We start from the raw sequence: 20,838 nt of genomic DNA, 5'->3' as shown, positions 1-20,838 counted from the left end.
GGACCGTCAGAAGAAGACGCTGACGGGGTTGAGCTCGTCCTCCGCGCAGGGCCGCGGGATCCAGCCGAGCGTGACCGGCACGTCGTAGAGGCGGCCGGGGCCGAGCCGCCGCCAGAAGTGGCGCATGCCGGGGGCGATCACGCGGACGACGCTCAGCTCCAGGTCGGGCCGGCTCTGGTCGAGCACGACGACCTCGATCCCGGCCGCGGCGGCCCGGTTCACGCACGTCTCGACGTCCGCGGCCAGGTCGTCGCCGCTCGCGAGCGCGTGGTCGGCGAGCGTACGCGGCCGTTGCGCGGGATCGGGCACCAGCCAGGGCTGCTCGGCCAGCCTGGTCTCCTTCCACCAGGCGAGCGTGGCCACGTCGTCGTCCAGGTAGAGGGTGTTGCCCTGCTCGTCGCGCCGTTCCACCGAGGGCAGGAACTGGTTGACCTCGGTCAGCGTCCTGATGGCGGCGATGCGCGGATCCAGGTGCGCGCCGAAGCCGACGATGACGTCCTCCACCGGGTGGCCCATCCGGTGCGACACCCCCACGAACGCCGGGATGCCGAGGTCGGTGGTGATGTCGAGCAGCCAGATGTCGCGGTCCATGCCCTGGTAGAACTCGCGCACGGTGTCCACGTACGGGTCGCGCAGCGAGTCGAGGTCGAAGGCCGGCCGCCTGGCCCGGTTGTACCACCACAGCGCCACCGCGTCCCGCTCCACCAGCTCGCAGAAGCCCTGCAGGACGGCCTCCTCGATCGAGTTGCCCGAGGCGTTGCCGTTGGAGTCGCCCACGCAGTAGAAGTGGCGCTCCAGGTCGGGGTGGCCGTACCAGGCGTAGCCGGAGGGCACCAGCCGCTCGCGCCCCTCGGTCAGCGACCAGGCCGGCGACCAGTCGACGGGCAGGTCGGTGCGGAAGCGCTCGGGCACCAGGTGCAGGCGGTGCGCGGGGTCCTTGTTCCACTCATCGCGGCCGGCGTACTGGCCGTCGGAGAAGTGCAGCAGGCTCTCCGGATGCACGGCCACGGCCGGGTCGAGGTCGGCGTAGGCGGCCTCGGTCACCGGCTCCTCGCCGCGCCACACGCCGGAGTAGCGCTCGATGGCCTCGCACAGGGCGCTCACCCTGGCCTGGATCTCGGTGCGGCCCTTGCCGCCGCTCTGCCCGCGCAGGTTGCGCCGCAGCAGATCCATGTTGTCGCCGATCATGGCGAAGTTGTGTCCTGCGGTGAAACTGTAGGTGACGCCGTTGTCCTCTTCCGCGAACGTGTGCAACCTGGTCACCGCGCCGATGAGCGGGCTGATGTGCTTCTCCAGCCGGGCGTACGTGCGCGCGGGCGGCTCGATCCGGTAACCGCCGTCGGTGACGTGCCTGGCGTCGCGCGCCGACAACATCACCTTGGGGCTGCGCTCGCTGATCAGCGCCGGGTCCCCGCAGGCCCGGCACTGCGGCAGCCGGATGACGGTGTGCTCCATCGTGCCGAGCGAGCGCAGGTCGACCGTGGTCATCCTGCCGTCGAGGCAGGATCGCGCGATCGAGCCGTCGTCCTGTCCTGCCGCGATCCTGGCCAGTTCCACCGCCAGCAGCCCGCCCGCCACCGAGGGTCCCGCGGGCACGGACTCGCGGGCCGGGTGGTACGGCATCCCGCCGCCGCGCTTGCCCGCCAGGTACCGCTCGACCTGCCGGTTCCCGGCCAGCCGCTGCGCCAGGCAGGCCCAGCAGCCGGTACGCCCCGGCCGCAGCACCGGGCCGACCCACAACGTGATCCCGGACGGCTTCACCAGCGCCCACGGGTGCTCGGCGGCCAGGTAGGCGGCGTTGAGCCGGTCGAGCGCGGGATCGAGGTAATCGCCGGTGACGACGACCGTCAGCTCGCCCGCGGGGCCGGCGACCTCCTCCTCGACGGTCCTCGTCCGCACGCGCAGCCCGTGCTCGCGCAGTACTCCCTCGACCGGCCCAGCGCCGGCGTCAGTGCCGGCGTCCCCGCACGCGACGACGGTGAACTCGGCGTGCTCCAGCGCGGAACGGGCCCGGACGGGATCGATGCCCTGCGCGTCCCAGAAGGCCAGCGTGCCGTCCGGCCAATCGGGCCGCCCGTCGGCGAGCACCCCGAACGCGGCGAACTTGCGAATGGCGGTGAGCGTCCGGGTGAGCGGCAGCTCGCCGCTCAGCCCCGCGGCGATCTCGGCGACCGTGTGCCGCCCGTCGAGGTAGGGCAGGAGTTTGCCGGCCCCTTCCGCCTGAACGCGATAGTGCTGGCCGTCGGCCAGCAGGAAGACTTTCGACCCGTCGATCACTTGAGCGGTGAAATGTGCCTTGAGACGTGGGCGGTCCATGGCGCTCCCCGTATTGGGTCCCAAATTACTGCCGTCATTCGTGCTGGCGTTGATCGCAGAGTTGCATCGGGCCCGCCGCCGTGTAAAGACGTAATTCCGGCGTACGCATTAAGCCGTACGGCGGCGCTGAAATACGTATACGCGGGCCCGGGAATGCGCATTCACCCGGCCACGGGGCGGTTGTGAGATCTGACAAGGGATCGTCATAATTGTCCGATTTGTCCGTCAGCTATTGACAGCCGACCTGTCCTTGGCGGGATGATCCTTGTGACAGTCCAGGGGGCCAAGCTTTTGGAGTAGCGATGTCTTCCGGGCAGACGCTGCTACACCGTGACGTAGAACTAGCCGCTGTACGGGAAGTGCTGTCCAGGATCCGCTCGGCGAGTCCGTCCGTGCTGCTGATCCAGGGCGCACGCGGGATGGGCAAGACCACGCTGCTCAACGCGGCATTGTCGGCCCTGGCCGAGACGGGTGCGCTGCTGCTCATGGCCCGCGGCCACCCCGCCGAGCGCGAGCACCCCTTCGGCGTCATCCGGCAGCTGTTCGAGCCGCTCATGGCCGCCGGCCGCGCGCCGCCCACCGGCCTGACGCCGGACGAGGAGCGGAAGGACGCCGTCACCCCCGGCGTGCTGCACGGGCTCTACCGCGCCACCCGCGACTTCACCGGCGACCAGCCGCTGATCATCGCCGTCGACGACGTGCACCACGCCGATCAGCAGTCCGCGGAATGGTGCTCCTACATCGCCAGGCGGCTCGACGGCCTGCCCATCGCGATGATCCTGACCAGTGCCGACCCCGGCGAGTTCGGGGGGAACGACCTCGCCAGGGACCTGGCGGCGCTGCCGTACATGCGGCTGCTGCGGCCCGCGCCGCTGCCCCACCTGGCCGCCCGGCGGCTGCTCGCCGGCCAGCTCGGCACCGCCGAGCAGCAGGTCGACGCGGAGGTCGCGCTCGCCTGCCACCAGCTCACCCGGGGCAACCCCGCGCTGCTGCACGAGCTGGCGACCCGGCTGGCCAGGACCGGCGTGACCGCGACGCGCGGCGAGCTGCCCCGGGTGCTGGAGACGGGCGCGGCGGCGATGACCGAGACCGCGCTCGGCTGGCTGAGCGACAGCGACTCCGGCGCCGACGCGGCCGGGGTGGACCTGTTACGCGCGCTGGCCGTCGTGGCGCCCGACGACGGCCTGGAGCTGGCCGCCATGCTGGCCGGCCACGGCCAGGACGCGGCGCGGGTGGCCACGGCCCGGCTGCGCGCTCTCGGGCTGATCACGGGCTCGCCGCCCGGCCGCTTCCCGCACCCGGGCGTCCAGCAGGCCGTGCTGGCCGGCATGGACCCCGACGAACGCGACCGCCTGCACCGCCGTACCGCGGCGCTGCTGCACCGGCTCGGCGCGCCGCTGAGCAGCTCGGCCAGGCACCTGATGTCGGCGGGCCCGACCGGCGACCCGCTGACCGTGACCGTGCTGCGCGAGGCCGCGGAAGAGGCCGGCGGCAACCACTCCTGGCAGGACGCGACCGGCTACCTGCACCGCGCCCTGGCCGAGACCGACGACCGCGAGACGGTGCTGGAGGTCACCGCCGAGCTGGGCGCCGTCGAGAAACACCGCGACCTGCCCGCCTGCCTGCGGCACCTGCGCACGGTCTACGGCCGGGTCAAGCGGGCGCCGCAGGCGCTCATGTCGGTGACCCCGTTCGCCGACGTCCTGGTCACCGCGAACTCGGCGGAGGCGGGCGAGGTGCTGGCCGAGGCGGCGACCACCGCCGCCGCGATGCCGCAGTTCGCCGGCGCCGACCTGGCCCTGCTGTTCGCCGCCCAGGCGCTGCTGTGGGGCCGCTCGGCGGGGCAGATCGGGGTACGCCGGCTGGGCCGTTCGTTCGGCACGCTGCTCACCCCCGCCGCCAGGGAGTTCCTGAGCGCGCTCGCCCTGGCCACCGGCGTGCGTGGCCGCAACCTGCCGCGCATGCTCGCCCAGACCCGCCGCTGCATGGACGGCCAGGGCACGGTGCCGGTCACCGCGGTGCTGCCGCTCGTGTGGGGCGACCGCCTCGACGAGGCCTCCTACTGGGCGGAACGACTGGTCAGCGAGACCAGGGACGAGGGATCGAGCACCAGGCTGGCACTGGCGTTGTCGGCCAGGGCCGAGGTGCGTTACCAGCTCGGCAGCCTGGACGCGGCGCTGCGCGACGCCAACGACGCCATCGCCAGCGCCCGCGAGGTGCGGGCCGAGGGCTTCCACGCCGCCGCCACCGCCTGCGCCGTCAGGATCCTGGTCGAGCGGGGCGAGCTGGAGGCCGCCGAGAGCGCGCTCGGCTCGGTCAGGACGTACGGCGACTGGCACCCCCTCATCTCCGGCCACCTCCTGGACGCGCTCGGACGCGTGCACCTCTCCCACGGCCGGCCCCGCGACGGGCTGCTGACCCTGCTGGAGTGCGGGCGCCGCCTGACCGCCGCGGGCATCACGAACCCGGCCTGTGTGCCATGGGGCACCAACACGATCCTCGCCTACACCCTGTCAGGCGAACGCTCTGCCGCCCGCATGATGGCCGAGCGGGAGCTGGAGCTGGCACGGGCGTGGGGCGCGCCCACCACGATCGCCCGCGCGCTCAGCGCGGGCAGCGTCGCCTACGAGGGCGCCACCCGGCTCGACCTGCTGCACGAGGCGGTGGATCTGCTCGCCCACCGGGGCGCCAGGCTCGAACAGGCCAGGGCGATGCTCCGCCTCGGCATCGCGCAACGCCAGGCGGGCGACGCGGGCAAGGCGCACGAGACGCTGGCCATGGCGCTGCGGCTGGCCACCGACTGCGGCGCGGTCCGCCTGGCCGCGCTCGCCGACAAGCACCGGGCCGCCACCGCGCCGCGCCGTCCCGCCGCCCCGGCCGCCAACGGCCAGGACGGCCACCCGCTGACCGTCGGCGAACGCCGGGTCACCGACCTCGTGCTGCGCGGCATGAGCAACCTGGAGGTGGCCACCGTCCTGTCGATCAGCAAGCGCACCGTGGACACCCATCTGGCGCGGATCTACCGCAAGCTGGGCATCCACACGCGGGCCGAACTCGCGGTCATCCTCACCGGCCTCGCCGACCACGAGGCCCCACCGGCGGACGACCAGCCGGACGAGCCGGTGCCCGCCGGGCTGCTGGAGGAGCTCTGAACGCCACCGCGTTCAGTCCGTGAAGATGTCCTCCGGCAGGAACGCCGACACCAGGAAGCTGGGCACGTCCACGAGCTGGCTCACCTTGAGGTCCACCGCCACGCTGCAGATCGCGTACGCCTGCTGCGCGCTCCACCCCCTGTCCTCCAGGTGGTCGATCATCTCCAGCAGCGCGTTCCTGGCCGCCAGCGTCGCGTCCTCGGCCGACACCTCGCCGTCCCTGCTCACCGACATGCCGGTGGTGGCGTAGAACCGGCGCGGAGCCGCGTACGCCGGCGCCACCCAGTACTCCGACCGGGCGAACCTCGGCCCCCTGATGCCCTTCTCCTCCGCCTGCCCCTCGTGCACGGTGAACCGCACCCGCAGCGTCGCCCGCATCTCGATCGCGGTCCCGCACGCCTCGCAGTCGCCCTGCGCGAAGTGCGCGTCCCCGGCCGAGAACAGCCCGCCGGGCGTGTCCACCGGCAGGTAGAGCCGGGTGCCCGCGCCGAGCTGCTTGATGTCCACGTTGCCGCCCTGCTCCCTGGGCGGGATGGTGCGCAGCCCCGCGGCTCCGACGGGGGTGGCGGGGACGGCGCCGTCGGGCGAGGGCGGCAGCACGAACCCGCCGCGCGCCAGCGCCGCCTGCTCCCTCGTCGTGGTCCTGGCCAGCGACTCGTGGCCGGGCGCCAGCCCGATCGTGCCCATGAACGGCGCCGCCGGGATCCGCACCCCTGGCAGGTCGTCCGAGGCCGCCCACCCGTCGTCGAGCTCCCAGCGCACCATGAACGGCTCGGGGAAGACGTCACGCAGGAACCCGAAGCCGGGGACCTGGACGGTGTAGCCGTAGCGGTCCGGCGCGACCTCCAGGATCTCGATCTCCAGCAGGTCCCCAGGCCGCGCCCCCTCCACGTGGACGGGGCCGGTGAGCGGGTGGACGACGTCCAGGTCGGGTGCCTCGACGGTCTTCAGCGTGGCCTCGGGGCCCATCTGGCCGTCGAAGGCGTCCCTGGTCTCCAGGATCACCTCGTCGCCCGGCTCGCAGCGGACGATGGGCGGGATGTCCGGATGCCAGCGGTTGTGGCCGGTGCCGGGCTCGTCGCGGAGAGGGAGGTCGGGGTCGATGCGGATCTCGTGTACGGCCATGGCGGGCCCCCTCGGGTGAGGCGTGTGAGCGCCACGCTTCGCCGGCCCGCCGCCCCTGTCAAGACCTCATCAGCCGGTACGCCGCGTCCGCCGGCACGGACGGCGAGGCCCTGCGGCATCACCCAGACGGCGAGGGCCGCACGGGGTGTGGGTCCCGTGCGGCCCTCGGTGGTTTCCTGCGGTCAGGCCGGGGTGCAGGTGAGGGTGGTGGGCGGGGTGTTGGCGCTCGTGTAGGAGCCGTTGAGGCCGAACGACGTCGTCGCCCCGGCCGCCACGCCGCCGTTGTAGCCGGCGTTCGTGACCGTGACGCCGGTGCCCGTCTGGGCCGGGGTGCCGCCCCAGAGGTTGGTGATCCGCTGGTCTCCCGGCCAGGTCCAGGTCACCCGCCAGCCGGTGATCGGCGCGGCGCCGGTGTTCCTGACGGTGACGTTCGCCTGGAAGCCGCCGGGCCAGGAGTTGCCCGGCTGGTAAGTGGCCGCGCAACCGCTGCCGGTCGTGGGGGTGACCGTCGGAGTCACAGTCGGAGTCACAGTCGGGGTCACGGTCGGGGTCACGGTGGGGGTGACCGTGGGCGTGACGGTCGGCGTGGGGGTGACCGTCACGGGCGGGCCCGTGCGGTCGCCGTAGATGATGCCGCGCCCGTTCGTGCCCAGGTAGACCCGCCCGTACACGCGCGGATCCCCCGTCAGCGCCTCCCCCATGTTGCCCCATTGGTGCCGGTCGTCGTTGATGCGCACCCAGGCCGAGCCGCCCGTGTCCGACCGGTACAGGCCGGTGACGCCGTCGATCGTGGCCACCGCGTAGACCGCCGGGTACGTCGCGCCGGGCGCGGCCTTGCCGAAGCCGACGTTGACCGCGTTCGTGACGCCGGACAGCTTGGCGAAGGAGGCGCCGCTGTCGGTCGAGTGCCAGATGCCGCCCTCGCCCGCGACCCACACGTCGCCCTCGACGCCGGCCACGGCCTTGACCCTGCCGCTCGCGGGCAGGCCGGTGGCGGAGGTGGCGGTGAAGGTGGCACCGCCGTCGGTGCTGAGGTGGAGGCGTCCGCCACTGAGCCCGTAGAACTTACGCGGGTTGACCCGGTCCGACTCCACCACGGCCTCCGCCGGCAGGCCGGAAGCCTGCTGCCAGGAGTTGCCGTAGCCGACGGAGTAGACGGGGGCCACGCCCTTGGGCGCCCAGACGAAGCGGGAGCCGTCGGCCGCGGCGGCGACCGTGCCGCCCTCGTTGACGCCGCCGGGCTCGGTGCCCTGGAACCAGTTGGCGCCGCCGTCGGTGGAGAAGGCCACGTGGCTGTCGTTCGGGCGGTCGGCGTCGGTGAAGTTGCCCGCCCTGACCATGATCGAGGGCGCCCGCTCCGCGTAGTCGAGGCTGGTGGTGGAGGTGAAGACCGGTGAGGTGAACATCATCGGCGGTACGGCGTCCAGGTTCGTGTGACGGAACCCGCCGATGTCGCCCAGGCCGCTGACCAGGGGCGCGCCGCTGGGCGGGCTGATCAGGTCGAGTACCGCGGTCTCCTCCAGGCCCTTGGCCATCGGCCTGATCGTGAACTGCGCGCCGGCGTCCCACTGCGTCAGGTTCTCGGTGCCGTAGACGGTGGCGCCGGTGCCGTACATCATCCGGTCGGAATCGAAGGGGTCGATCTCCAGCGACTCGGTCATCCAGCCGAGCTTGGGGGCGACCTCGGGCGGCTGCGGGTTGGCGCCGAAGGTCAGCCAGGGGTTCTCGGAGATGTTCATCGTGTAGCGGAAGCTGCGGTTCGGGTACGACGTCCAGTCCCAGACCCGGGTCCAGGTGGCGCCGGAGTCCGTCGAGCGGAAGAAGATCACATCGGGCCACCAGGAGATCTGCGTGGCCACCATGATCGTGCCCGGATTCTGGCGGTCGACGGTCAGGCCGCTGTAGCCGAAGTAGTCGTCGGCGCTGGAGGAGGGGATGGGGCTGATCTGGGTCCAGGTGCCGGTGGCGGTGGCGTAGCGCCATACGTCGCCCTTGGCGCCGTCGTACGGGCCGCCGGTGTCGCTCGTGGCGAGGTAGAGGTAGCCGTTGACGGTGTCGAGCACGCCCTTGTGCGCGATGTAGCCGGTGGGCTGACCGGCCAGCCGCGACCAGGTGGCGCCGCCGTCGGTGGTGCGGTAGACCGTGTTGTCCTTGTCCGCGACGCCCACATAGATGGTCCTGGTGGCGCTGCCCGGGGTGGACGAGCGCTTGTCGTAGGTCACCCAGACCACGCCGGGACGGTGGCTCAGGTAGCCGTTGGGGTCGCCCGGGTCCTGGGCGTAGTTGCCGGGGTTGGGAAAGCTCGTCACCTTCGACCAGGTCGCGCCGTAGTCGGTGCTGCGCCACAGGCCGTTGCCGTTGGGGGCGCCGAGGTAGAGGATCCGGTTGTCGTTCGGGTCGACCGACAGCGCCTCGCCCATGCCGCGGCCCGGCATGTTGCCGCCCAGCTTGAACGGCAGCGCCGTGACCTGCCAGGTGTCGCCCTTGTCCGTGGAGCGCAGGACGGCGCCGTTGTTCGGGTCCCAGCTGTTGGTGTACATGCCGACGGCCGCGTACACCCGGTTGGTCTGCACGGGGTCGGTGGCCAGGCTGATCACCCCGTTGTAGCCCCACTTGTCCCAGCCGGCCCAGTCGAGCAGCGGGGTCCATGACGTGCTGGACTGGTTCCACCGGTACGCGCCGCCGATGTCGGTGCGGGCGTAGACGAGGTTCCGCTCGGACGGGTTGAAGACGATGCCGGGCACGAAGCCCCCGCCGTCGATCCTGACGTTCTTGAACGCGTACGGATCCGAGGCGACCGCCGAGACCGGCGACATCCGGACGACCGCCGCCGCGATCAGCACGGCGACGGTCGTGAGCATGACGAATAATCTTCTTCGCATGCGCGGCTCTTCCTTTCCAGGCACGCCGGCAGGCGTCCCAAAGGCGTCAGCTGACCGCCATGCACGAGCAGAGTGCAGGACCCTGACCGTCGCCGCGCTACGCGCATGAGCTCACCAGCAGGCTCACACACGCGCGCACCCACGGTCAATAGTTTGGATAGACAACGAATTAAAGCCGCAAGGAGGCACGCATGACGACGTTCCCCGAATATCGCGTGGACGGGAAGATCGCCCTGGTCACGGGCGCGGCGCGAGGGCTGGGCCGGGCGATCTCCCTGGCCCTGGCGAACGCCGGCGCCGACGTCGCGCTCGGCTACCGGGACGCCGGGGCCGACGAAGGGCTGACCCACGAGGTCCGCGGTCTCGGCCGGGCCGCGCTGCCGCTGCAGATGGACATGACCGCGCCCGGCCAGATCGCCGATGCGGTGCGCGCGGTGGTGGAGCGGTTCGGCCGGATCGACATCCTGGTCAACAACGCCGGCATCGCGCCGGGCAACCCGGCCGAGGAGGTGACGGAGGACGACTTCGACCGGACGGTGCAGGTGAACCTGAAGGGCACGTTCCTGGCCAGCCAGGCGGCGGGGCGAGTGATGATCGAGCAGGGGTACGGGCGGATCGTGAACATCGGGTCACAGGCCGGCGAGGTAGCCCTGCCCGGCGAATCCGTCTATTGCATGACGAAAGCGGCCATCGCCCACCTGACCCGCTGCCTGGCCGTCGAATGGGGCCCGCACGGCGTCACGGTCAACAACGTCGCCCCCACGTTCATCCGCACCCCCGGCACCGCGCTCGCCCTGTCGGACCCGGCGTTCGAGGCCGACGTGATCGAGCGGATCGCGGCGCTGCACCGCATCGGCGAGCCCATGGACGTCGCGGGGGCGGTGCTCTTCCTCGCCTCCCCCGCGGCGTCGCTGATCACGGGACACACGCTGGTCATCGACGGCGGCTGGACGGTCCGCTGACCCCGCTCACGCACTCACCTTCTCGGCCTGCCGGGCCACCGGGCGGGCAGCGGACGGACGCGCCGCCCACAGGGCGATCGCGATGTAGAGCACCTGCTCGGGGATGCGCTGCCAGAGCGGCGAGGAGACCACGAGATCGGCCTCGGCGGCGTGCACGTTCGCCGGCAGCAGCGCCACGAACAGCAGCGCGAGGCAGATCCCGGCGGCCCTGCGGGTGCGCCCGAGCACCAGCCCCGCCGCCCCGGCCAGCTCCAGCACACCGCTCAGATACACCATGAAGGCGGGGAACGGCACGAACGGCGGCACCATGGCCAGCATGTCGGCGTAGTTGGGCATGAAGGTCACGCCGGCCGGGACGAAGTGGGCGCTGGCGGTCATGACCAGCATGACGGCCAGGCCGTGGGCCGCGCTCACCCGCCACGTGCCGAACCGGCCCACGCCCAGCACTCCCAGCAGCCGGAACGCCAGCGTGGCGACCAGCAGAACGATCACGGTCATGAGACACTCCTCTTCTGGATAGCTGTGTTATCCAACTAATAGATAACACGGCTATCCAACAAGAGGCAAGTCCGCCGGGCGGCCACGACCATGCTCGCGGCCGCCCGGCGGAGTCCTCGTCAGGCGAGCTTCCTCGTCAGGGGAAGAGCCTCATCGGGCGAGTGCCAAGTCCCTGATCCGCAGGTCACCCCGGAACACCAGGTAGATGCTCCCGGCGCCGGCCCGCACGCTCGCGCTCGCCGTCCCGTACGTATAGATCGAGCCCGTGGCAGGCACCCGCACGGTCGCCAGCAGCGCACCGGTCGGCGAGCCCCGCCGCACCTCGAACGACCCGCCGTTCACCGAGGCCACCGCGGCCGTCAGGCGCGAGCCCCAGGAGGCCCCCGTGTACGCCACCCAGTCACCGGCCGAGCCCTCGACCACCTCGCCCCGCGCCTTGCTCTCGTCGGCGAAGGCGACGCTCGAATAGTCGTCGAAGTCCATCGCCCGCGTCGTCCTGGCCAGGTCGCGCACGGGCACGGTCTCACCGTTCACCCGCAGCGTGGTGCGCCGGCGGATCCGGTCGGAGGCGGAGCCCACGAGCACGTCGTGGGTGGCGTTCTCGACCACCCACCTGCCCCTGGTGTGATCCCAGACGGCCAGGTCCGACCGCTTCAGCGGGAAGGTGACCGTCCGCGTCTCCCCCGGGCCGAGCGTGATCCGCTGGAAGCCGCGCAGCCGCTTGACCGGCTGCGCGAAGCGGGAGTCGCGCTGGTGGGTGTAGAGCTGGACCACCTCGTCGCCCTTCACCTTGCCGGTGTTGGTGACCTTGACGCTCACCTGGTCGCCGTGCGCGCGCAGGCCCTGGTAGCCGAAGGAGGTGTAGCTCAGGCCGTGGCCGAAGGCGTAGAGCGGCTTGTCCTTTCCGTACAGGTACGTCATCCCGGTCTTGACCAGGTCGTAGTCCAGCAGGCTCGGCAGCTCGCCATCGGCGAGCCAGGTCTGGGTGAGCCGGCCGCCGGGGTTGACGTCGCCGAAGAGCACGTCGGCGACGGCGTGCCCGGTCTCCGCGCCCGCGTGCGTGGTCCACAGCAGGGTCGGGGCGTCCACGACGACCGGATAGCTGGTCTCCAGGACGACCACCGTGCGCGGGTTGGCCTTGCGCACGGCCTCGATCAGCCGCCGCTGGCCCGCGCCGAGCCGCAGGTCGGCGCGGTCGTGGAACTCGCGCCCCGCGACGAAGGGATGGCTGCCGACCACGACCACCGCGACCTCCGCCTCGGCCGCCCGCGCGGCGGCCTCGGCGACGCCGTCGGAGACGACCTCCTTGGCGAACTTCGCCGCCTGCGCCTTCGGGACCAGGCCGAGCGTGCCGTCGGTGACGCCCACGTACGCGTCGGGCAGGCCGAACCAGCCCTCGACCGTCTCGTATCCGGCATAACGGATCAGGTGGCTACCGTCGGCCTGCCGCTCCAGCGCGAACTGCTGGGAGACGTACCAGCCGTCGGGCTCGGCGTCGTCGGTGTCGAGCGAGCGCCAGTCGCCGCCCAGCAGCCGGCCGTTGCCCGCGTTGCGCAGCGTGGACACGCCGCCGGTCCAGTCGGTGAGGTCCCACTGCGAGGCGGCGCCGGGCGCGGTGTCGAGCAGGGCGGCGTTGTCGTCGGGCCCGGTGCCGGTCGCGGTGACGTACCGGCCGGAGTCGAGGTGCTTGAGCGCGACGCGCTCCAGCCCTTCGCCGGTGGTGACGGCGCCCACCCGCTCCTTGATCCCGTCTCGCGGCGTCACCTGGTACGGCAGCTGCCCCGAGTACCAGTCCCGGTACAGCCGGTCCGCCAGCGGCCCCACCACGGCGGCCGACTTCGGCCTGCCGAGGGGCAGCACACCGGAGTTCTTCAGCAGCACGGCCGCCTTGCCGGCGGTCTCCCGGTTGAGCCGCTGGTTGGCCGCACTGTTGATCACGTCCGCCGTGATCCGCGCGTACGGCCCGCCGTCCGGATCGAAGTGGCCCAGCCGGGTCCGGATGGACAGCACGTTGCGTACCGACTTGTCCACGTCGGCCACGGTGATGCGGCCCTGGTCGAGCGCGGCCTTGAGGTTGGTCAGCATCGGCCCGAGGTCGCTGCCGTCGATCGTGAAGCTGTCCAGCCCGGCCTTCAGCACGGCGGCGAACGCCTCGGGCTTGTCGTCGTAGTAGCGCTCCAGGTCGGTGAGCGCGTGCGGCCCCCACGCGTCGCTGGGGTTGTAGAGCGTCTTTTCGGTCCAGGTCCTGACCGCGTCGTTCAGGTCCGGGTTGACGTGGTTGGGCCGCCCGTTGACCAGGTTGTACGACGCCATCACCCCGGTCGCGGCGTCGGCCGAGATCGCCGCCTTGAAGGCCGGCTCGTAGTACTCGTGCTTGAGCTTGGGCGTCAGGTTGGAGGAGGTGAGGCTGCGGTCGGTCTCGTTGTTGTAGGCCAGGTAGTGCTTGAGCACGGGCGCGGTCTTCAGGTAGAAGGGGTCGTCACCCTGGAGCCCTTTGCCGTACGCGGTCGAGACGGCCCCGGTGAGCAGCGGATCCTCGGAGTAGCCCTCCTCGTTGCGCCCCGCGCGCGGGTCGCGCAGCAGGTCGACCACCGGCGCCCACACCTGCAACCCCCACAGGACGGGATCGACGGCGTTGTAGCCGCGCGTCTCGTCGCCCACGGCCGCGCCGACCTTCCTGATCAGCGCCGGGTCCCAGGTGCTGGCCAGCCCGACCGCCTGCGGGAAGACGGTGCCGGCGGCGAACTTCTGGTTCCAGTTGTCGTCGCGGTGGTTGGACCAGGCGACACCGTGCAGCGCCTCGGTGCCGTTCTTGTGGTAGGCGATGCCGAGGCGCGGGATCGCCGGCTGCGACTGGTGCAGCAGGCTCAGCTTCTCGTCGAGGGTGAGCCGGCCGAGCAGGTCGGTGACGCGCTGGTCGAGCGGCAGGGCCGGGTTCTGGAACGGGTACGCCTGCGCGGCTTGAACGGCGGGCGCGACGAATAACGAGGCAGCGAGCGAAACAACCGCTAATAACGGGACTTTTCGCATCTTGAGTGGTTCTCCATCACTTGATGGCGCCGACCGTCACACCTCGGGTCAGCGTGCGCTGGAAGATCAGGAAGAAGGCGACCGCCGGGACGATGCCGAGCAGGGCCGAGGCGCTGGACATGGTCGCGTCCATGTACCTCTGCCCTTGCAGGACGCCGAGCGCGACGGGCACCGTCTGGGTGTCGTTCGAGATCAGGAAGATCAGCGGCAGGAAGAACTCGTTCCAGGTCCAGATGAAGAAGAAGATCAGCAGCACGTTGATCGTGGGCCGGCTGATCGGCACCACGATCCGCAGCAGCGACCGCAGCCGCCCCGCGCCGTCGATCGAGGCCGCCTCCAGGATCTCCTTCGGGAACTGGCCCAGCACGGCGCTCAGCAGGTAGGTGCCGAACGCCGCCTGGATCGCGGTCATGATGATGATCACCGCGAGCCGGGTGTCGTACAGGCCGACGGCCTTGGCCAGGTAGTACAGCGGGTAGGCCAGCGCCTCCTGCGGCAGCGTGTTGGCCACCAGGAAGAGCACCAGGATCCACAGCCGGCCCTTCACCCTGCCGATGCCCAGCGCGTACGCGTTGAGCACCGACAGCACCACCGCCAGCACCGACACCGAGGCGCTGATGACGAAGCTGTTCCAGAGCTTGACGCCGAACTCCACCCGGTTCCAGAAGTCTGCGATCCCCTGGAGGTAGAGCCCCTCCGGCAGGCTCAGCGGCCCGTTCGAGCTGTACTCGGCCGGCGACTTGACCGCGTTCATCGCCACGATCACGAACGGGAAGATCATCACCACGGCCAGCACGACCAGCGCGAACAGCACCGCCCAGCGTCCCGGGCCCCTCATGCGTCACGCTCCTGGACACGCAGGAACAGGAACGTCACCACGATGATGATCAGCGCCAGCACGGTGGCGATGGCGGAGCCGTACCCGACGTTGCTCTTCTGGAAGAAGTTCAGGTACGAGAAGTACGACGGCACCATCGTCGCGTTCCCCGGCCCGCCGCGCGTCAGCACGAAGATCGGCCCGAACACCTTCAGCGCGGCGATCGTGCACGTCAGCAGCACCACGAAGATCTCCGGCCGGATCTGCGGGATCGTGATGTGCCAGAACTTGCGCCACCACGAGGCCCCGTCGATCTCGGCGGCCTCGTAGTAGGCCGGGTCCACCCGCTGCAGCCCGGCCATGAAGATCACGACCGGGTAGCCGAGCTGGAACCAGACCATCACCGCCATGACCGTGGCCAGCGCCAGATCGGGGTCACCGAGCCAGTCGAGGTCCAGGCCGAAGATCTGGTTGACGGCGCCGTACGACGGATGCAACATCCACCCCCACACCACGCCCGCCACCGCCACCGGCAGCACCTGCGGCAGGTAGTACGTCGCGCGCAGCGCGGAGGCCGTCCGCGCCCCGAACCGCTTGCCGATGTAGTCGAACAGGGCCGCCGCCAGCACGAGCCCGATCGCGGTCGGCACGAAGGCCATGGCCACGATCAGCCCCACGTTGTGCTGGAACGACTCCCAGAAGCGTTCGTCCTCCAGCAGCCTGGCGTAGTTGCCGAGCCCGATCCAGCGCGGCGTGCCCACCCCCGACCAGCGGGTGAAGCTGGCGCCGACGTTCATCAGGAACGGCACCACGATGACGGCCAGGAACAGCAGCAGGCTGGGGACCAGGTAGAGCCAGTACCCCCTCGTGCGTGCCCTCATCTAGTTGCCAATGTCGGCGAGGTTGTCCTCGTACGGCTTGGCCAGCTCGTCCAGCACCTCGGCCGAGGTCTTGCTGCCGTTGATGAGCTCCTGGACGCCGGCCACCATCACGTCGTAGTAGCCGGGCGCGGGCCAGTCGGGGTAGAAGGCCAGGCCGTCGGCGGCGGTCAGCTTGTTGAAGGACTCGATGAGCTCCTTGCTCTTGGCGTCGGTGATCGCGGCGGCATCGGCGGCCACGGGGACGCCGCCGGAGTTGCCGAGCAGGTTCTGGATGTCCTTGCTCATCGTGATGTCGATGAAGTCGTAGGCCAGGTCCTTGTTCTCCGACTTCTCGGGGACGACCCAGAGGTTGCCGCTCGAACCGGGCGACATGGTGGCGCCGGGGAACAGGAAGTGGCCCCACTCGAAGTCCTTGATCTCCGAGGCGAAGCGGCCGTACCACCAGCTACCGCTGATCATGACGGGGAACTTGCCGTTCATGAACGCCACGCCCATGTCCTCGGCCTTGACCCCGGCCGAGTTCTTCGGGATGTAGCCCTTCTTCACCCAGTCGGCGAACGTGTCGGCGCCGTAGGTGAACTCGGGGCCGTGGAAGTCGACCTTGCCCTTGTAGGACTGGAAGGCGTCCAGCCACGGCTTCTGCGCCTTGGTGAGCGCGAGCTGGTAGAAGATCTGCTGCGCCGGGTATTCGGCGCCGGCGTTGGAGATGGGGGTCACGCCGGCCTTGACGAACGTGTCGAGCGCGGCGGTGAACTCCTCGTACGTGGCCGGGACCGTGACCTTGTGCTTGTCGAAGAGGTCCTTGTTGTAATAGACCATCACGAACTCGCCGTAGTTGGGCACGCCGTACCACTTGCCGGAGCCCATCACGCCCCGGTCGTCATACTTCGCGGTGGTCTGCAGGCTGCCGGGCAGCAGTTTGTCCCAGCCGCGCTTGGTGGCCTCCTCGCTCAGGTCGGCGAGCAGGCCCTGCTTGGACAGCAGCCCGGACGTGGCGTTGCCCTTGTTGTACTCCATGATGTCGGGCGCCTCGTCCGAGTTGAGCACCATGGCGGCCGTCTTCTGGATCTGCTCGAAGCCCTTCTCCTCGAACTCGACGGTCACGTTCGGATGCGACGCCTCGAACTTCTTGATCGCCTCGGCCCACGCCTTGCCCATGGCGCTGTCGGCCGTCTCGTAGTGCCAGAGCTTGAGCACGCGCGGCTCGGTGCCGCCCGGGCTCGGGCTCGCGGAACCGCCGCCCGAGCCGCAGGCCGACAGGGCGAGCACGGCGGCGGCCAGCACCGCCGCGCCTCTTGACTTGACCATGATCCCTCCAGGGGGTGTTACGAGATGACGGCCCGCGCGGGAGCACCGGGCACCGGGACGAGCTCGACCCCGGTGACGCGCTTCGGGCCGGTGACGGCGACACGCAGCACGTCGCCGTCCCTGGTGGCGACGGCGACCGTCACGCCGTCGGCGTCGTGGATCTCGGCGCTCCCGCCTCCGCCGCCGAAGGCGACGAGCGCGATCTCTTCCGGCACGTCCACCGTGTCCCGCTGCTCCTGCACGGGGATGAGCGCGCCGTACCGGGCGAAGAGCGGGATCTGGCCGAGCGGCTTGGCGACCCGGACGTAACGGGCGCCGTCCAGCACCTCGCCGGTCCAGTAGTCCACCCACCGGCCGCGCGGCAGGTACACCTGCCTGACGCCTTCGGGCCCGGTCATGGGAGCCACCAGCAGGTCGTGGCCGAGCAGGTACTGCAGGTCGGCCTGCCAGGCGACCGGGTCGTCCGGATGGTCCACGCACAGCGCCCGCATCATCGGCGCGCCGGTGCGCGCGGCCTCGACGGCGGCCGAGTACAGGTAGGGCATCAGCCGGTAACGCAGCTTCAGCGCCGCGACCGCCTGCTCCTCGGCCTCGGGGAACTCCCACGGCTCGCGGGTCGTGGTGCCGTGCAGGCGCAGCAGCGGGGAGAGCGCGCCGAACTGGGTCCAGCGCACGTACAGGTCGTCGGTGGGCCGGCCGGTGAAGCCGCCCGCGTCGTGGCTCCAGAACGGCACGCCGGACAAGCCGTGCGCGAGGCCGCCCCTGATCGTGCTGCCCATGGCCGCGTAGCTGGTGTAGGTGTCGCCGCCCCACTGGGCGCTGTGGCGCTGACCCCCCAGGTACGACGAGCGCGCCCAGACCAGCTCATGCCCGTTGACCTCGCGGGTGACGTCCACGACGGCGTCGTTGAACAGCAGGGTGTAGACGTTGTGCAGGTCGGTGCCGCTCATGCCGTTGGCGGCCACCGCGTCGGCCGGCACGCCCTCGGCGAAGTCGGTCTTGAACGCGGCCACGCCCTGGCGCAGCAGCGGGCGCAGCAGGCCCTTGAACCACTCGACCGCCCCCGGGTGGGTGAAGTCCACGATGCCGCAGGCGGGGAAGGAGCCGTGCCAGCAGTCGGCGACGTACGCCTCACCCTGGGGGTCGCGCAGCAGGTAGCCGGCCTCGGCGGCCTCCTGAAAGACCGGGCTAAGGTGCGAAATATAGGGATTCATCCATAGGCAGACCTTGAACCCCATCTCCCCCAGCTCGGCCAGCATGCCCTCAGGGTCGGGGAAGTTCACCGGGTCCCAGCGCATGTCCGACCAGTGCCCGTTGCTCTGCCAGTAGGTGTCCAGGTGCAGCACGTCGCACGGGATGCCGCGCTCCCTGATCGTGCGCGCCCTGGCCAGCACCCGCTCCCCGCTGTCCACGCAGAACCCCGAGGAGATCCAGGTGCCGAACGCCCACTTCGGCGGCAGCGAGGGCCGTCCGGTCAGCCGGTCGTACCGGTCCAGCACCTCCGCGGGGGCCGGGCCCGCCAGCACGTAGTAGTCCATGACGTCGTCGGGCACCAGGATCTGCACCACGCTGTGCGTGGACTGGCACACGTCGAACTCCAGGGGCGCGCCGCTGTCGACCAGGACGCCGTAGCCCCGGCTGGACACGTACAGGGGGATGTTCTTGTAGGCGCGCTGCGACTCGGCGCCGAAGGCGTCGAAGTTCCACATGAGCGGTCGCTGGCCGCGCTTGTCCAGCCGGGTGAACGACTCGCCGAAGCCGGAGAAGGCCTCGTCGGGCGCGGCGGCGAAGCTCTCGTGGTAGGCGACGGGCGCGCCGCCCGAGGCGGAGCGCCCGAACGGCAGCGTACGCAGGCGCCCGCTGATGTCGGTGTGCCCCCGGTCCTGCTCGACCAGCGTCGCCCCGGCCGCGTCGGTGAAGCGCAGGTGCCACGGCGACAGGGTGATCTCGGCCCGCAGCGACCCGGCGTCCACCACGATCGGCGCGCCGGGCTCGGCCACGACCCGTGCCCCCGCGTACGTGCCGGGCGTCACCAGCGCGATGGCGCGCTCGGAGCGGGGCCGCGCGGTGGCGTCCTCCGACAGCCGCACCCTGATCACGCCCTCGCCCGCCGCCCCCACCTGGACGACCAGCGTCTCCTCCGCCGAGGTGACCGCCTTGAGCAGCACCTCGGCGCCGTCGGCCGCGACCACTTCCGCGGCGATGAGCGCCGACAGGCCGCCCTCGCCTCGTACGCGGACCGGCAACTCCGGCGGGTCCGCGACGAAGTACTCGTGCGCCACCAAGGGAGGGCGATAGGGCATGGAAGCTCCTTCGAACGCTGCGCCAACTCGTGACTTAGTTTGGTGTCCATACCAACAAAGGTCAACGGTCAGAGGCACAACAAAAGGGCGCGCGGACCACCGCACGCCCCTTTCTCCGCAGGGAACTCCTAGATGTTGACCCCCGGCTGCATCAGCCGCCTGGCCGCCTCGGTGACCGATCCCGACAGCGACGGGTAGACCGCGAACGTGTGGGCCAGCTGGTCGACGGTCAGCCGCTGCTGCACCGCCACCGACACCGCCAGGATCAGCTCGGAGGCCCGCGGCGCGACGACCACGCCGCCCAGCACGATCCCGGTGTGCGGGCGGCAGAACAGCTTCACGAAACCGTCGTTGAAGCCCTGCATCTTCGCCCGCGCGTTGGTGGCCAGCGGCAGCTTGACCACGTTGGCCTCGATCTCGCCCGCCTCGATGGCGCGCTGCGCGACGCCCACGGCCGCGATCTCCGGGTCGGTGAAGATGTTGGAGGCCACGGTGGCCAGCCGCAGCGGCTGCACGGCCTCGCCCAGCGCGTGCCACACCGCGATCCGGCCCTGCATGGCGGCGACCGAGGCCAGCATCAGCACGCCGGTGCAGTCGCCGGCCGCGTAGACGCCGGGCGCCGACGTGCGGGAGACCTTGTCGACCTTGACGAACCCGCCCCGGTCGAGCTGCACGCCCGCCTCCTCCAGCCCGATGCCGGAGGTGTTGGGGATCATGCCGACGGTCATCAGCGCGTGGGAGCCCTCGGCCGTGCGGCCGTCCTCCAGCGTCACCACCACGCCGTGGGGCGTGCGCTTGACGGAGGCGGCCCTGGAGCGGCCCATGACGTTCATGCCGCGCCGCCGGTAGACCTCTTCGAGCACCTCGGCGCCGTCGGCGTCCTCGTTGGGCATCATCCGGTCGCGGCTGGAGACCAGCGTGACCTCCGCCCCGAGCGACCGGTAGGCCCCCGCGAACTCGGCCCCCGTCACCCCCGAGCCGATCACGATCAGGTGCTCGGGCAGCTCTTCGAGGTCGTAGAGCTGACGCCAGTTGAGTATGCGCTCACCGTCGGGCTCGGCCCCCGGCAGCACCCGCGGCGTCGCCCCCGTGGCCACCAGCACGACGTCGGCCCTGATCGTGCGGTCTCCGGCCCTGACCACCTGCGGATCGACCAGCCGGCCGCGCTCCTTGATGATCTCGACGCCCTCGGCCTCGACCCGGGTCGCGATGTCGGCGGACTGCGCCTGCGCCAGCTCCTTGACCCGTTTGTTGACCAGCGGCAGATCGACCTGCGCCACCCCGGCGTCGCCGTCGGGACCGCCGGAGAACGACACGCCCAGCGACGGGGCGTCGAGCAGGGCCTGCTTGCGGACGGAGGTCGCGATCAGCGTCTTGGACGGCACACAGTCGGTGAGCACGCAGGCGCCACCTGGGCCGTCCTGCTCGACCATCGTGACTTGCGCGCCTAGTTGGGCGGCCACCAGCGCCGCCTCGTAGCCGCCTGGTCCGCCGCCGATGATCACGATCCTCGTCACACCACCATTCTCCCGCATGCCCCGAGCTGCTGACGAACGGGGCGCGG

Annotated in this window: 12 protein-coding genes; 2 read left to right on the top strand and 10 right to left on the bottom strand. The window is 71.0% G+C overall.

Annotation, left to right across the window (positions count from 1 at the left end; translation table 11 throughout):
• Positions 1-6: 6 nt before the first annotated feature.
• A complete protein-coding gene (locus AB0C28_RS18740; protein WP_358075954.1) occupies positions 7-2,316 on the bottom strand; it encodes a TOMM precursor leader peptide-binding protein in 2,310 nt (769 codons plus the stop codon).
• Positions 2,317-2,618: 302 nt separating this feature from the next.
• Here AB0C28_RS18740 and AB0C28_RS18735 point away from each other — a divergent pair, with 302 nt between their 5' ends.
• Positions 2,619-5,468, top strand: a complete 2,850-nt coding sequence (locus tag AB0C28_RS18735; RefSeq protein ID WP_358075952.1) for an AAA family ATPase — start codon at positions 2,619-2,621, stop codon at positions 5,466-5,468.
• 12 nt (positions 5,469-5,480) lie between these two features.
• Here AB0C28_RS18735 and AB0C28_RS18730 read toward each other — a convergent pair whose 3' ends face one another.
• Complete coding sequence (locus tag AB0C28_RS18730; RefSeq protein ID WP_358075950.1) at positions 5,481-6,593, bottom strand: acetamidase/formamidase family protein; 1,113 nt, start codon at positions 6,591-6,593, stop codon at positions 5,481-5,483.
• A gap of 182 nt (positions 6,594-6,775) precedes the next feature.
• Entirely contained in the window at positions 6,776-9,475 is a 2,700-nt protein-coding gene (locus AB0C28_RS18725) for a cellulose binding domain-containing protein (protein WP_358075948.1), read from the bottom strand.
• A 191-nt stretch (positions 9,476-9,666) separates the two neighbouring features.
• Between AB0C28_RS18725 and AB0C28_RS18720 the strand changes: the two genes are divergently transcribed.
• Positions 9,667-10,437: a 3-oxoacyl-ACP reductase family protein gene (locus AB0C28_RS18720; RefSeq protein WP_358075945.1), complete on the top strand. Its 771-nt coding sequence runs from the start codon at positions 9,667-9,669 to the stop codon at positions 10,435-10,437.
• 6 nt (positions 10,438-10,443) lie between these two features.
• Here the strand turns inward: AB0C28_RS18720 and AB0C28_RS18715 are convergent, their stop codons facing one another.
• The 7 genes from AB0C28_RS18715 to AB0C28_RS18685 all read right to left on the bottom strand — a co-directional run bounded on the left by AB0C28_RS18715 (position 10,444) and on the right by AB0C28_RS18685 (position 20,791).
• A complete protein-coding gene (locus AB0C28_RS18715; RefSeq protein WP_357847641.1) occupies positions 10,444-10,935 on the bottom strand; it encodes a DoxX family membrane protein in 492 nt (163 codons plus the stop codon).
• Positions 10,936-11,085: 150 nt separating this feature from the next.
• On the bottom strand, positions 11,086-13,965 hold the full coding sequence (locus AB0C28_RS18710) for a glycoside hydrolase family 3 C-terminal domain-containing protein (protein ID WP_358075943.1): 2,880 nt from the start codon (positions 13,963-13,965) through the stop codon (positions 11,086-11,088).
• A 16-nt stretch (positions 13,966-13,981) separates the two neighbouring features.
• A complete protein-coding gene (locus AB0C28_RS18705; protein ID WP_357847645.1) occupies positions 13,982-14,803 on the bottom strand; it encodes a carbohydrate ABC transporter permease in 822 nt (273 codons plus the stop codon).
• Entirely contained in the window at positions 14,800-15,663 is an 864-nt protein-coding gene (locus AB0C28_RS18700; protein ID WP_357847647.1) for a sugar ABC transporter permease, read from the bottom strand. The genes AB0C28_RS18705 and AB0C28_RS18700 overlap by 4 nt, the downstream gene beginning before the upstream one ends.
• Positions 15,664-16,971, bottom strand: a complete 1,308-nt coding sequence (locus AB0C28_RS18695; RefSeq protein ID WP_358075940.1) for an extracellular solute-binding protein — start codon at positions 16,969-16,971, stop codon at positions 15,664-15,666.
• Positions 16,972-16,988: 17 nt separating this feature from the next.
• Positions 16,989-19,274, bottom strand: coding sequence for a TIM-barrel domain-containing protein (locus AB0C28_RS18690; RefSeq protein ID WP_358075937.1), 2,286 nt, complete (start codon positions 19,272-19,274; stop codon positions 16,989-16,991).
• 128 nt (positions 19,275-19,402) lie between these two features.
• Positions 19,403-20,791, bottom strand: coding sequence for an NAD(P)H-quinone dehydrogenase (locus tag AB0C28_RS18685; RefSeq protein ID WP_357847653.1), 1,389 nt, complete (start codon positions 20,789-20,791; stop codon positions 19,403-19,405).
• Between the last annotated feature and the right edge of the window lie 47 nt (positions 20,792-20,838).

Origin of the sequence: Nonomuraea sp. NPDC048892 (genome assembly GCF_040649735.1) — a bacterium.
Taxonomy (GTDB): Bacteria; Actinomycetota; Actinomycetes; order Streptosporangiales; family Streptosporangiaceae; genus Nonomuraea; species Nonomuraea maheshkhaliensis.
Note: the sequence above shows the minus strand (reverse complement) of the source record. Positions and strands in the feature narration are given on the sequence as shown.